We start from the raw sequence: 12,239 nt of genomic DNA, 5'->3' as shown, positions 1-12,239 counted from the left end.
TTCAGCGCAGCCGGTCGACGTACCGGTCGGTGCCCGGCACCGTCGGGATGAAGGGGGCCAGCAGTTCCAGGCGGCCCAGACCCGAGTCGGAGATGTCCTTCTCCCGTCCCGTGAAGTGCTCCTGCCAGCACTCCCGCGGGTCCTGCTCCAGGAACCACAGCAGGGTCAGCCGGGTGCCGGTGCCCTCGACCTGTTTGACGTAGGTCATGCGGTCGCCGGGCAGCGGGGTGGGCCGGAAGACCGTGACCAGGGCGGCGGGGGAGCCGGCCAGGCGGCGGGGGAGGTTCCGGATGCGCAGCCAGTCGAGGAGCCGCGGGCGCTGCTCGGGCTCGTGCGCGTCGATCACCTCCAGGACCAGGCCGGCGTACGGGTGGTCGAGGGCGTGGAAGTCGCGCGGACCGGCGGCGCCGTCGCGGTAGACCGTGGTCTCGTGGTCCTGGAAGGCCGTGAAGACGTGGGTGCGGGCGTGGTGGACGCGGGCGTCGCGGTTGAGGCGCTTGTTGATGGCGACGGTCCACCTCATGTGGTCGTCGTAGCGGCCGGCGGTGATCCAGTACGTGGAGAGGTAGCAGCCGGCGGTGACGGGCTGGGCGATCGCCGACTTCTCGGGGGAGCGGAGCAGTTGCAGGTCCCTGGTCGCCACCCAGCGCCGGCCCGCGTACATCCAGGGCATGGCCATGGCGCCGGCGTAGTAGTGGTCGTCCTCGTACCAGCGGTTGTAGGCGTACTCGTGCCCGGGGTGCGGCTCGACCATGGTGATCAGGGCGTGGCCGGGGCGCACGCCGTAGGGGCCCAGGGCGGCCAGTTCTCCGTACACCTCGCTGCGGGTGTCGCTCTCCTCGCTCATGCGGTTCCCCTTTCCTGCCGTGGCCCATATCCTGACGCCCCGTCAGATGAAGCGCCAGACCGCGGGAGGCACCGATGTCCCTGCTCGCAGGCAAGACAGTGGTCGTATCGGGAGTCGGCGCCGGACTCGGCCACCAGGTCGCCGCGGCCGTCGTACGGGACGGGGGGAACGCCGTCCTGGGCGCCCGCACCGGGCCGAACCTGGCCAAGAGCGCGGCGGAGATCGATCCGGCCGGCGCGCACACGGCGTACCGGGCGACGGACATCACCGACGAGGGGCAGTGCGAGGCGCTGGCCACGCTGGCGCGGGAGCGGTTCGGCGGGATCGACGCGGTGGTGCACGTGGCGGCCTGGGACTCGTACTTCGGCGGGGTCGAGGACGCGGACTTCGCGACCTGGCAGTCGGTCATCGACGTGAACCTGCTGGGCACGCTGCGGATGACCCGGGCCTGTCTGCCTGCGCTGCGGGAGGGCGGGGGCGGCTCGGTCGTCTTCATCGGGACGCAGTCGGCGGTCGCCGCGCCCTCACAGGTGAGGCAGGCGGCGTACGCGGCGTCGAAGGGGGCGCTGACGAGCGCGATGTACTCCCTGGCGCGGGAGCTGGGACCGCAGCGGATCCGGGTCAACACCGTGCTGCCCGGCTGGATGTGGGGCCCGCCGGTACAGGCGTACGTCCGTTTCACGGCACAGGCGGACGGCGTGCCGGAGGCCGAGGTGCTGGGGCGGCTGACGGAGCGGATGGCGTTGCCGGAGCTGGCGACGGACGGGGACGTGGCGGACGCGACGGTGTTCCTCGCCTCGGACCGGGCACGGGCGATCACGGGACAGTCATTGCTGGTGAATGCCGGGGAGTTGATGCGGTAGCTGTTCATATCAGTGAACAGAAATCATCAAGTCGAACGATTTTACGGCGACTTGACCTGACGCTTGCTTGTCGCGTTCATGCGGCCGCACTCACGATCGAGCACATGAACAGTCTCGACTGGGCCGTGCTCATCGGCTACTTCGGCGTGATGGTCGCGATCGGCGTCTGGTCGCACAAGCGCGTGGACAACGTCTCCGACTTCTTCACGGCCGGCGGCAAGATGCCCTGGTGGCTGTCCGGCATCTCCCACCACATGTCGGGCTACAGCGCGGTGATGTTCACCGGGTACGCGGGGATCGCCTACACCTACGGCGTCACCTCCTTCGTCACCTGGTCCTTCCCCATCGCGCTGGGCATCGCCATCGGGTCGAAGCTGTTCGCGCCCCGCGTCAACCGGCTGCGCTCCCGGCTCCAGGTGGCATCCCCGCTGGAGTACCTGAAGAACCGCTACAACCTCTCCACGCAGCAGGCGCTCGTCTGGTCCGGCATGCTGCTGAAGATCGTGGACGTGGCCGCCAAGTGGGCCGCCATCTCCACCCTGTTGTCGGTGTTCACGGGCATCACCCTGAACCAGGGCATCCTCATCACCGGCGCGATCACGGCCGTGTACTGCACGATCGGCGGCCTGTGGGCGGACGCGCTGACCGAACTCGGCCAGTTCGTCATCCAGTTGCTGGCCGGTGCCTCGATGTTCGTGGCGGTCGTGCTGAAGCTGCACGACCGCCACATCGGCTTCTTCGACGCGTGGAACCAACCCGCCCTGGGCGGCCACGGCAAGCCGCTCGTCGGCCCCTACGGCACCGTCTTCCTGCTGGCCTTCCTCTTCATCAAACTCTTCGAGTACAACGGCGGCATGCTCAACCAGGCCCAGCGCTACATGGCGACGGGCAGCCCGCGCGAGGCCGAGCGCGGGGCCCGGCTGTCGGCGGTCCTGTGGCTGGTCTGGCCGGTCGTCCTGTTCTTCCCCATGTGGATGTCCCCGCTCCTGGTGCACGCGCAGAAGCCGGACGGCTCCGACTCCTACGGCCTGATGACCGAACAGCTGCTCCCGCACGGCCTGTTGGGCCTGGTCGTCGTCGGCTTCTTCTCCCACACCATGGCGATGTGCTCCTCCGACGCCAACGCGATCGCCGCCGTCTTCACCCGGGACGTCGCGCCGGTGCTGTCACGGCAGGCCCGGGCGTGGAGCGAGCGCTCGGGGCTGGTCGCGGCCCGCGTGACGACGGTGGTCTTCCTCGGCCTGTCGATGGCGGTGGCGACCCAGGTCGACTCCCCCACGTTCAAGGACATCATCACGGTCGTCATCAAGTGGGTGGCCGGCCTGATGGGTCCGATCGCGATCCCGATGATGCTGGGCCTGCTCCGGCCGCTGCGCCGCTCCGGTCCCACGGCGGCCCTCGTCAGCTGGGCGGCCGGCCTGCTGGCCTTCTGGCTGGTCAACTACCCCGTCAACTGGCAGATCCCGGGTGGGGTCCCGCTCCAGTACCAGGTGTCCGTCCCGCTGGCCGTCTCGCTCGTCCTCTACGTCGTCATCGGCTACCTGAAGCCGGAGGACACCCCCGAGCGGCTGGCGATCATCGAGCAGGTCAACTCGGACGGGGACGCGGCGGCCGCCGTGCCGGTGCCGTCCGGGGCGGGCGACGACACCCTGGGAGCCTCCACCCAGCCGTCGTAGGGGACGGTCCGTCGGCGGCGCGCCGCCCCTCAGCCCCGCGGGCAGCGCGCCGACCACCCGGGCGAGACCCCACACCCCAGACGCGGGGGGCGCGTCACGGCCTACCGCGGATAGCGCGCCAGCCAGCCGGGGGAGGATCCCGCGGGCCCGTGCAGTGCGGGGCCCTGGGTCATCTCCATGGCGAAGTCGTCGGCGAGCTCCAGGATCGTGGGGCGGCCCTCCAGCTCCGCCAGCCAGCCCGGCGGCAGCGCCGTCTCGCCGTGCAGGGCGCCCAGGAGGCCGCCGGTGAGGGCGCCCGCGGCGGCCGACGGGCCGCTCTGGTTCACCGCCAGGCACAGCCCGTGCCGCACGTCCTCCCCCACCAGCGCGCAGTACACGGACGCGGCCAGCAGCCCGTCCGCCGTCCCGTCCCCGGCCAGCTCCTCCACCCGCGTCGGGCTCGGGATGCCCTGGCGCACCGCGCCCAGCGCGTGCTGGAGGGCGTCGGAGACGGGCTGGTGGCCGGGGCGCGCGGAGAGCAGGCCGAGGGCGCGCTGCACGGCACCGTCCAGGCTCTCGCCGCGGGCCAGCGCGTGCACGATCACGGCGTACGCGCCCGCCGACAGGTAGGCGATCGGATGCCCGTGGCTCTGCGCCGCGCACTCCACGGCGAGCTGGGCGACGAGCTGCGGCTCCCAGCCGACCAGCAGCCCGAACGGCGCCGAGCGGGCGACCGCCTCCGGCCCCGACTCCCCCGGGTTCTTGGGCTTCTCCAGCGTCCCCATGGTCTCGTCGCCGAACCCGGTGAGCAGGCCCCGGCTCGGCTCGCGGCGGGCGTACAGCCACTCCTCGCGGGCCAGCCAGCCGTCGTCCTTGCGGCGCTCGTCGGGCCCCCAGTCCCGCTGGGTCGCCGCCCAGCGCAGATACGCCCGGTGCAGGTCGGTCGGCGGATGCCAGGCGCCGGTGTCCCGGCGCACCTGGGCGCGTATCAGCCCGTCGACCGTGAAGAGGGTGAGCTGGGTGTGGTGCGTGACGGAGCCGCGCCGACCCTGCCCGAAGGCGAGGTCGAGCAGTCCCTCGGGGCCGTAGGCGGCCCGGATCTCCTCCAGGGACAGCGGATCGGCGGGCCCGCCCAGCGCGTCGCCCACGGCGGCCCCGAGCAGCGTGCCGCGCACCCTGCTCCGGAAGTCCTGCTGCTCGGCGCGTCCCCAGACGGCGCCGGACGTCGTACCCACTGAAGACCTCCTCACGGCACCGTCCGTCCGTACGACGCTCAGCACTGTAATCGACCTGGAACGGCCCGTTCAGTGGGGCAAATCGGCACCGAAGGTTCATTCCCGCCCAGTCATGAGCGCTTCGACCCCGTCAAGAATGCGGTCGAGCCCGAATGCGAGCGCGTCGGTGCCGTCCGGCTCGAAGGCGCCCTCGGCGACGGCCCGGGCGAGCGCGGGGAAGCGGTCGGCGTGCCGGGCGAGCAGCTCAGCGCTCAGCCGGTCCCACTCCTCGCTGCCCTCCTCGTCGTGGTCACCGAGCTGCTGGGCGAGGTTGCGGACGAGCCCGATCAGCAGCAGGAAGACCTGGTGGCGCTGGGCGGCGCCGAGACCGGTGGGCTCCAGGGCGGCGAGCGCCGCGTCCAGCCAGGACAGCTGGCAGGGGCCCATCAGCTGCCGCCGCATGGCGGTGGCCCCGAGCAGCCAGGGATGGTCGGCGTAGACGCGCGCGCAGCAGCGGGTCCACTCGCGTACGGCCGCCCGCCAGTCCCCCTCCGGCACCCGGGACAGGTCCGGGGCCTCGGCCAGCACGGACTCGACCATCAGCGCGACGAGTTCGGTCTTGCCGGGGACGTACCGGTACAGGGCCATCGCCGAGACCCCGAAACCGCCCGCCACCCTGCTCATGGAGACGGCGTCCAGCCCCTCCGCGTCGGCGAGTTCGGCGGCTGCGGCGGCGATGCGCTGCGGCGACAGCCTGGGCTTGGGCCCGCGCGTGGGCCGCCCCTGCTCGCCCCACAGCAGCGCGAGGCCCGCCGCCGGATCGCGCGGCCGGTCCTGCTCCCTATCACTGCGCCCTGCCATGCCCCACTCCCCATCACTTCGCTCGTCATCCCGTTGACGCCACAGACAACTGTATATACCGTAAGCACATCCAAACAGCTGACGACATAAACAGTTTAGGGAGAACACCATGCTGCTGACCTACCGCGCCCTCAAGCGCCGGGCGAACGCGAAGAAGCTGGAGATCCGGACGCCGAACGGCATCGACGAGGCGTCGTACGTCCGCATCGGCGGCATCGACCAGTGGATCTCGGTCCGGGGCGAGGACCTGTCGAACCCGGTGATCATGGAGCTGCACGGCGGCCCCGGCGCCTCCAACCTGGTCTTCGCACCGCGCACCCGCGCCTGGGAGCGGCACTTCACGATCGTCCGCTGGGACATGCGCGGCGCCGGCAAGACCTTCGCGGCGGGCGGCCCCGAGGGCCAGGGCGAGATGACCCTCGACCGCCTGTACGCCGACGCCCTGGAGGTGACGCACCACATCCGCAACCGCTTGGGCGTGGACAAGGTCGTACTGCTCGCCAACAGCTTCGGCACGGTCACCGGCCTGCGCCTCGCCCGCGACCACCCCGAGCTGTACTCGGCCTACGTCGGCACCGACCAGAACATCATCGGCGGCGGCCGCGACGCCTCCTCCTACGAGGCGCTGCTGGCCCGGCTGGCGAAGGCCGGCAAGAAGAAGGAGCGGGCGAAGGTGGCGGCGATGGGTCCGGACCGCACCGCCTGGAGCCCCGAGCAGTGGTCGGAGTGCGCCAAGACCGTGGTCACGACCGACCCCCTCACCTACGACACGATGAAGACGGTCGTGATCCGCTCCCTCTGGTTCTCCCCCTCCCACAACCTGCGCGGCCTGCGCGCCTACCTCAAGGGCATGACCTTCTCCGAGCGACTCGGCCCCCAGGCGATGACGATCGACGAGTACGCCGAGGGCACCGCCTTCCGCCTCCCCTTCTTCCTCTTCCAGGGCGACAGCGACGTCCTCACCCCACCGGAACCGGCCCGCCGCTTCTACGAGGCGGTCACGGCCCCCGTGAAGGACTTCGCCCTGATCCGCGAGGCGAGCCACTTCGCGTCGTTCCGGCACCCCGAGCAGTTCCTGGACCTGCTGCTGACGAGGGTGCGGCCGGTGGTGACGGGGGAGGCGGCGGGCCGCTGAGGACAGGGAGTCAGAGGCCGGCTTCCGCCTCGGCCGCCTCGCGAATCGCACGGATCTCAGCGATGACTGCCGCCGGATCCTCCTCCCCCGCATCCACAATCTGCTCCAACTCCCTTAAGCGGGCTGCACGTTCCGGGCGTCCTTCGATGGCGACGAACACCGCCCAGCTGTGCACGAAGGCACGCAGCGGGGCGAGACTCCGGGCCCGCTGGGCGTTCGTCGCGGCCTCGAAGAGGTGCTGGGTGAGGGCCGGGGTCCTGCTCCGGGCGAGGCGCGCGACCGCTGCCCGCAGCGCATCCGGAGTCGGCTCGGGCACGGGGCCGTCAGGCCTTCGGCAGGAAGCCGTGGTCCCGCAGTTCCTGGAGGGCGGCGGCGATCTCGAACTCGCTCTCCAGGGCGTGTTCCATCAGCGTCCTGACGCTGATGGGGGTCCCTTCGGGCAAGGCACGGATGGTGACCCCGATACCGATCGCCATGAGGGACAGCCCCGGGTGCAGGGCGAGGTCCTCGTGTCCCGAGAAGGCGCGCACAGCCTTGGGCGTGGGCCGGGACCTGTAGGTCAGTGGCCGGTACTGGTAGGTCATCGGAAAGAACTCCTCTCTCGAAGGGGTACGCCGGTCAAGCCGCTCTCTCGGACGGCGCCCGGCAGTCACGGCACCGCCCGGGTTGTGCCGACCGGAAGGCCCGGTCGCAGCCCTCGCAGGTCTGGAGGGGATCCGGGCGTGAGGACGGCGCCGCGGGCATGTCGCGCGCAACCGGGGGCCGGGTCGGCAGCTGGGGAGGCAGCTGGGCCGTGAGGCGATGAGTCAGAAAGGCCGCCGGGTGCTTGATCCGCCCCTGGGGCAGGCCGGTGGTGAGGGCGCGTAGGACGGCTGTGGGCGGTACGCCCCGCTCCAGCCACCTGGTGACGAGTGGCGCCAGGCGTTGTACGTCCCGCTCGCTGAGGATCAGGCGGGAGTCGTACGCGCGGAGCCCGGCGAGCAGTTCGGCGGCCTTGCCCGAGGGCGCGGGAGCCGGGGCCTTCGGCGGGGCGGGGGTGGAGGCGGCGGCCGGCTCGGGGCCCCGGGCGGCTTCGACCATCGCGTGACGCGGCCTGTTGTACGAGTATGTCCGGGTCACCACCTGGCCCGACTCAAGCCGCTCCCTGTTGCGCCAGTGCCACCCGTGCGCCTCCAGCTCACGCAGGGCGGAGGCGATGCTGATCTCTCCCTCGGGCAACTGCTCGGCCAGCGCCTTGATGCCGACCGGGGTGCCTTCGGGCAGCGACTGGATGTAGCCCCCGATGCCTTTAGCCAGCGTGGACAGCTCCGGGTGCTGGAGCAGCTCGTTGCTGATCACGGTGAAGTTCCCGTCAAGGCGTTCCTTCACATGGGTGACGCCGTAGTGGGAACGGGAGGTCTTCGCGGGCGGGCGCGCGTTACGCTGCTCGTACGTCATCGGGAAGTTGTTGCCTTCCTCGGTGATCAGGCCCTCGCACTGGGATTGCCGTCCCGGCGAGGGCCGATGCATGTCTGGACTTGCTGTCGCTGCCGACGCTGCACCACAACTACCCGTCCGCGCCAGTTGCGTTGGGCATATTCACTCCGGCGAGTGAGCGACGGGGGCGGTGGGGGTGGGATTGGTTCTTTCCCCGGTTCTTTGGTCTTTGGCGTCGGGCGCCACCGGGTCACGGCCCACCGCGACCCGGTACGAGTTCCGTCCAGACGATCTCGGCCCCGGCCGGCGCCTCCGCCACGCCCCAGCGGGTCGCGTACGCCGCCACGATCCGTAGACCCCGGCCGCGTTCCGACTCCTCGGCCACCGGGTCGCGAAGCACCGGGACCCGGTCGCCCCGGGCATCTCCAAGGAGACGGAGCAGCTTCTCCGGGCGCCGGGCGATTCTGGCTCAATGCGCATACCCGGAAGCGGTGTTCGTCGGAGAGAATCCAGCCATGACCACCACCCCCACGCGTAACTCCAGCCTCAGGCTTGCCGCCGGTGTCCTCACCGGGATACTCGCCCTCTACATCGCCCTCGTCGCCCTCGGGAACATCACCGACTTCGGCACGAACCAGCAGTTCGTCCGGCATGTGCTGGCGATGGACACGACGTTCAAGGACCACGACCTGATGTGGCGGGCCGTCACCAGCAAGGGTCTCCAGGACACGGCCTATGTCCTCATCATCGTGTGGGAGACCGTGGCGGCGCTCGTGCTGATCGGGGGGACCTGGTTCTGGGCGTGGCGCAAAGACGACCTCGCCCGGCGTATCTCCACCTACGGCCTGCTGATGCTGCTGCTGCTCTTCGGTGCCGGGTTCATCGCGATCGGCGGCGAGTGGTTCTCGATGTGGCAGTCGAAGACGTGGAACGGCGAGGAGGCCGCGATCCGCGTCTTCACGCTCGCCGGTGTCGCCCTCATCGTCAACCTCATGACGGGCGGACGGCAGGAGGACGCTAGCTGACGACCGTCACCGCCGTGCCCTGGTCGCCGAAGGACCACAGGGCGGTCCCGTCGCCCTTGTCCATCCGGATGCCGCCCAGCTTCTTGCCGTCCGCGGGCGGTGGCGAGGCGCCGTCCAGGGCGTTGGAGAAGGCGACGTTCACGCCGTCGACCTTGGTGAAGTACATGACGTGCTCGATCTCCACGCCGTCCGAGCCCTTGAGGGACTGGATGCGCAGGGTGACCGAGTAGCGGCCGGGCTGCGGGCTCACCGTGCCCGGCCACACCGGGAAGGTGCGGGCGGCCCGGCCGGTCGCGTCGACCAGCCACACCCGCTTCGCCCCCACGGAGTAGACGATCCGCCGCCCCTCGCCGGACCCGCCCGGCAGGGCGGGCGGGGCGGAGGAGTGCGGCGTGGCGGACGCGTGCGCGCCCGCCGAGGCCGACGGGCCCGGCTTCGCCACGGCGGCCGTGGGATGCGGCCCGTGGTTCGCCTGTACGGCGAGGGCGACGACGGCCGCGGTCGCACCGGCCGTCAGACCGGTGACCCAGGCCCAGGAGGGCAGTCGGGCAGCCACGGGTACGCATCTCCTCCGCTACGGGTCCCCGTCCCTACGCGGTCCGGGGTCGGATCATCGTACTCAGTCCAGGACGGGCAGCAGTTCCGGCAGGTGTCCGTCGGAGGCCTCGGCCGCGCGCTGCCGCTCCGCCGGGACGTCGCCGTAGAGCGTGGTGCGCGGCTTCGCCGGGCGGCCGGCCGCCTCGGCCACCGCCACCAGGTCGCGGACGGACTTGTAGGAGCCGTAGGAGGAGCCCGCCATCCGGGAGATCGTCTCCTCCATCAGCGTGCCGCCGAGGTCGTTCGCGCCCGAGCGCAGCATCTCCGCCGCACCCTCCGTGCCCAGTTTCACCCAGCTTGTCTGGATGTTCGGGATCCAGGGGTGCAGGAGGAGCCGGGCCGTCGCGGTCACCGCCCGGTTGTCCCGCGTCGTCGGGCCGGGCCGGGAGATGCCCGCCAGGTACACCGGCGCGTTCGTGTGGATGAAGGGCAGAGTGACGAACTCCGTGAAGCCGCCCGTCCGCTGCTGGATCCCGGCCAGGGTGCGCAGATGGCCGAGCCAGTGGCGGGGCTGGTCGACATGGCCGTACATCATCGTCGAGGACGAGCGGATGCCCAGCTCGTGGGCCGTGGTGATCACCTCGATCCAGGTGGCCGCCGGCAGCTTGCCCTTGGTCAGCACCCAGCGGACCTCGTCGTCCAGGATCTCGGCGGCGGTCCCGGGGATGGAGTCCAGGCCCGCCTCCTTCGCCGCGCTCAGCCACTCCCGGATGCTCATGCCGGTGCGGGTGGCGCCGTTCACGACCTCCATCGGGGAGAAGGCGTGCACGTGCATGCCGGGGACCCGCTCCTTGACCGCCTTCGCGATGTCGAAGTACGCCGTGCCCGGCAGGTCGGGGTGGATGCCTCCCTGCATGCACACCTCGACCGCGCCGACGTCCCAGGCCTGCTGGGCGCGGTCCGCCACCTGATCGAGCGACAGCGTGTACGCGTCGGCGTCCGTCCGGCGCTGGGCGAAGGCGCAGAAGCGGCAGCCGGTGTAGCAGACGTTGGTGAAGTTGATGTTCCGGGTGACGATGTACGTCACGTCGTCCCCGACCGCCGACCTGCGGACGTCGTCGGCCACCCGGCACAGCGCGTCCAGCGCCGGGCCGTCCGCGTGCAGGAGGGCGAGCGCCTCGGCGTCGGTCAGCCTGGTCGGGTCGTCGGCCGCGGTGCGCAGCGCCTGGCGTACGTCCGTGTCGATCCGCTCCGGGACCATCCCGGGCGCGGCCGCTTCGCGCAGCGCCTCCCAGTCGCCGTATACCTCGTCGAAGTCGTCGCGCCGGTCGGCGCTGCGGCCCTCGGTGTCGATCGACGCGTGCAGGTCCGTGCGGCCCGAGGCGACGAACGCCTCCTCCGGCTCCTGCCACGGGTGGCCCTCGACCACCGCGTCCTCGCGCGCGAGCCCCGTCTCCGGGTCGGCGAGCGCGTCCACGTGCGGGCGCAGCCGCGGATCCAGCCAGGGCTCGCCACGGCGCACGAACTCCGGGTAGACACACAGGCGTTCGCGCAGCTCGAAGCCGGCCGCCGCGGACCGCTCGGCCAGGTCCTCGATCTGCGGCCAGGGGCGTTCGGGGTTGACGTGGTCGATGGTGAGCGGCGAGACGCCGCCCCAGTCGTCGATGCCGGCGCCGATCAGCCGCTCGTACTCGCTGTCCACCAGGTTCGGCGGCGCCTGCAGGCAGGCGCTCGGGCCCATGATGAGCCGGGCGACGGCCACCGTGGCGACCAGGTCGTCCAGTTCGGCGTCCGGCATGCCGCGCATCGCCGTGTCCGGCTTGGCGCGGAAGTTCTGGATGATCAGCTCCTGGACGCCGTGGTAGGCCCGGGAGACCTTGCGCAGCGCGAAGACCGACTCGGCGCGCTCCTCGTACGTCTCGCCGATGCCGATCAGCAGACCGGAGGTGAAGGGCACGGACGAGCGGCCCGCGTCCTCCAGCACCCGCAGCCGTACGGCCGGTTCCTTGTCCGGGGAGCCGTAGTGGGGGCCGCCCGGCTCGGACCAGAGCCGGTCCGCGGTCGTCTCCAGCATCATGCCCATCGACGCGGCGACCGGCTTGAGGCGCTGGAAGTCCGTCCAGGTCAGCACGCCCGGGTTGAGGTGGGGCAGCAGGCCCGTCTCCTCCAGGATGCGGATGGAGACGGCGCGGACGTAGGCGATCGTGTCGTCGTAGCCGTGCGCGTCGAGCCACTCGCGCGCCTCGGGCCAGCGGTCCTCGGGCTTGTCGCCGAGGGTGATCAGGGCTTCCTTGCAGCCGAGGGCGGCGCCCTTGCGGGCGATGTCCAGCACCTCGTCCGGGGACATGAACATCCCGTGCCCGGCGCGGCGCAGCTTGCCGGGGACGGTGACGAAGGTGCAGTAGTGGCACTTGTCCCGGCACAGCCGGGTGAGGGGGATGAAGACGCTCTTCGAATACGTGATGACACCGGGCCGGCCCGCCTGTTCGAGACCCGCGTCGCGCACCCGGGCGGCGGACGCGGCGAGGTCGGTCAGGGCCTCGCCGCGCGCCTGGAGGAGCACCGCCGCCTCGGCGACGTCGAGGGCGACGCCGTCCCGGGCGCGTTTGAGGGCGCGACGCATGGAGTTCTCGGTCGGGCCGGTTCCGGAGGTCGCGGAAGTCGTCATCCTTCAACCATACGTTCG

At 71.3% G+C, this 12,239-nt stretch carries 12 protein-coding genes; 4 read left to right on the top strand and 8 right to left on the bottom strand.

Annotated elements, in window-relative coordinates; genetic code table 11:
- Nucleotide 1: 1 nt before the first annotated feature.
- Complete coding sequence (locus BIV23_RS03740) at nucleotides 2-847, bottom strand: hypothetical protein (protein ID WP_071379286.1); 846 nt, start codon at nucleotides 845-847, stop codon at nucleotides 2-4.
- A 74-nt stretch (nucleotides 848-921) separates the two neighbouring features.
- On the opposite strand from BIV23_RS03740, the gene BIV23_RS03735 reads away from it, so the two are divergent.
- Both BIV23_RS03735 and BIV23_RS03730 read left to right on the top strand, forming a co-directional pair.
- A complete protein-coding gene (locus BIV23_RS03735) occupies nucleotides 922-1,710 on the top strand; it encodes an SDR family oxidoreductase (RefSeq protein ID WP_071379285.1) in 789 nt (262 codons plus the stop codon).
- Between the two features lie 104 nt (nucleotides 1,711-1,814).
- Nucleotides 1,815-3,386, top strand: a complete 1,572-nt coding sequence (locus BIV23_RS03730; RefSeq protein WP_071379284.1) for a sodium:solute symporter family protein — start codon at nucleotides 1,815-1,817, stop codon at nucleotides 3,384-3,386.
- Nucleotides 3,387-3,487: 101 nt separating this feature from the next.
- Here the strand turns inward: BIV23_RS03730 and BIV23_RS03725 are convergent, their stop codons facing one another.
- Nucleotides 3,488-4,600 (bottom strand): ADP-ribosylglycohydrolase family protein, encoded by a 1,113-nt coding sequence (locus tag BIV23_RS03725; RefSeq protein WP_071379283.1) that lies wholly within the window; start codon nucleotides 4,598-4,600, stop codon nucleotides 3,488-3,490.
- A gap of 96 nt (nucleotides 4,601-4,696) precedes the next feature.
- Nucleotides 4,697-5,440, bottom strand: coding sequence for a TetR/AcrR family transcriptional regulator (locus BIV23_RS03720; protein WP_071379282.1), 744 nt, complete (start codon nucleotides 5,438-5,440; stop codon nucleotides 4,697-4,699).
- Between the two features lie 109 nt (nucleotides 5,441-5,549).
- Here BIV23_RS03720 and BIV23_RS03715 point away from each other — a divergent pair, with 109 nt between their 5' ends.
- The gene (locus BIV23_RS03715) at nucleotides 5,550-6,575 is read left to right on the top strand and encodes an alpha/beta fold hydrolase (RefSeq protein WP_071379281.1); all 1,026 of its coding nucleotides are present in this window, start codon (nucleotides 5,550-5,552) and stop codon (nucleotides 6,573-6,575) included.
- 10 nt (nucleotides 6,576-6,585) lie between these two features.
- Here the strand turns inward: BIV23_RS03715 and BIV23_RS03710 are convergent, their stop codons facing one another.
- From BIV23_RS03710 to BIV23_RS03700, 3 genes are read right to left on the bottom strand one after another with little or no spacing between them, the layout of a single operon-like run.
- On the bottom strand, nucleotides 6,586-6,891 hold the full coding sequence (locus BIV23_RS03710; protein WP_071379280.1) for a hypothetical protein: 306 nt from the start codon (nucleotides 6,889-6,891) through the stop codon (nucleotides 6,586-6,588).
- Between the two features lie 7 nt (nucleotides 6,892-6,898).
- A complete protein-coding gene (locus BIV23_RS03705) occupies nucleotides 6,899-7,159 on the bottom strand; it encodes a hypothetical protein (protein WP_071379279.1) in 261 nt (86 codons plus the stop codon).
- A gap of 34 nt (nucleotides 7,160-7,193) precedes the next feature.
- Nucleotides 7,194-8,012 (bottom strand): helix-turn-helix domain-containing protein, encoded by an 819-nt coding sequence (locus tag BIV23_RS03700; RefSeq protein ID WP_245790345.1) that lies wholly within the window; start codon nucleotides 8,010-8,012, stop codon nucleotides 7,194-7,196.
- 494 nt (nucleotides 8,013-8,506) lie between these two features.
- On the opposite strand from BIV23_RS03700, the gene BIV23_RS03695 reads away from it, so the two are divergent.
- Complete coding sequence (locus BIV23_RS03695; protein WP_071379278.1) at nucleotides 8,507-9,016, top strand: DUF2165 domain-containing protein; 510 nt, start codon at nucleotides 8,507-8,509, stop codon at nucleotides 9,014-9,016.
- Here BIV23_RS03695 and BIV23_RS03690 read toward each other — a convergent pair.
- Together BIV23_RS03690 and BIV23_RS03685 are read right to left on the bottom strand one after the other, a co-directional pair.
- Nucleotides 9,009-9,572, bottom strand: a complete 564-nt coding sequence (locus BIV23_RS03690) for a hypothetical protein (RefSeq protein WP_071379277.1) — start codon at nucleotides 9,570-9,572, stop codon at nucleotides 9,009-9,011. The genes BIV23_RS03695 and BIV23_RS03690 overlap by 8 nt on opposite strands.
- Before the next feature lie 63 nt (nucleotides 9,573-9,635).
- Complete coding sequence (locus tag BIV23_RS03685; protein WP_071379276.1) at nucleotides 9,636-12,221, bottom strand: bifunctional FO biosynthesis protein CofGH; 2,586 nt, start codon at nucleotides 12,219-12,221, stop codon at nucleotides 9,636-9,638.
- Between the last annotated feature and the right edge of the window lie 18 nt (nucleotides 12,222-12,239).

Source organism: Streptomyces monashensis (assembly GCF_001866665.1).
GTDB classification, from domain to species: domain Bacteria; phylum Actinomycetota; class Actinomycetes; order Streptomycetales; family Streptomycetaceae; genus Streptomyces; species Streptomyces monashensis.
The sequence above is the reverse complement of the archived record's forward strand: the minus strand, read 5'-3'. Positions and strand labels throughout refer to the sequence as shown.

Bases quoted from the DNA above. Each gene is read 5' to 3' on its own strand.
- BIV23_RS03695 (WP_071379278.1), top strand. From the start codon at position 8,507: ATGACCACCACCCCCACGCGTAACTCCAGCCTCAGGCTTGCCGCCGGT.
- BIV23_RS03685 (WP_071379276.1), bottom strand. From the start codon at position 12,221: ATGACGACTTCCGCGACCTCCGGAACCGGCCCGACCGAGAACTCCATG.
- BIV23_RS03715 (WP_071379281.1), top strand. From the start codon at position 5,550: ATGCTGCTGACCTACCGCGCCCTCAAGCGCCGGGCGAACGCGAAGAAG.
- BIV23_RS03700 (WP_245790345.1), bottom strand. From the start codon at position 8,012: ATGACGTACGAGCAGCGTAACGCGCGCCCGCCCGCGAAGACCTCCCGT.
- BIV23_RS03705 (WP_071379279.1), bottom strand. From the start codon at position 7,159: ATGACCTACCAGTACCGGCCACTGACCTACAGGTCCCGGCCCACGCCC.
- BIV23_RS03740 (WP_071379286.1), bottom strand. From the start codon at position 847: ATGAGCGAGGAGAGCGACACCCGCAGCGAGGTGTACGGAGAACTGGCC.
- BIV23_RS03730 (WP_071379284.1), top strand. From the start codon at position 1,815: ATGAACAGTCTCGACTGGGCCGTGCTCATCGGCTACTTCGGCGTGATG.
- BIV23_RS03735 (WP_071379285.1), top strand. From the start codon at position 922: ATGTCCCTGCTCGCAGGCAAGACAGTGGTCGTATCGGGAGTCGGCGCC.
- BIV23_RS03720 (WP_071379282.1), bottom strand. From the start codon at position 5,440: ATGGCAGGGCGCAGTGATAGGGAGCAGGACCGGCCGCGCGATCCGGCG.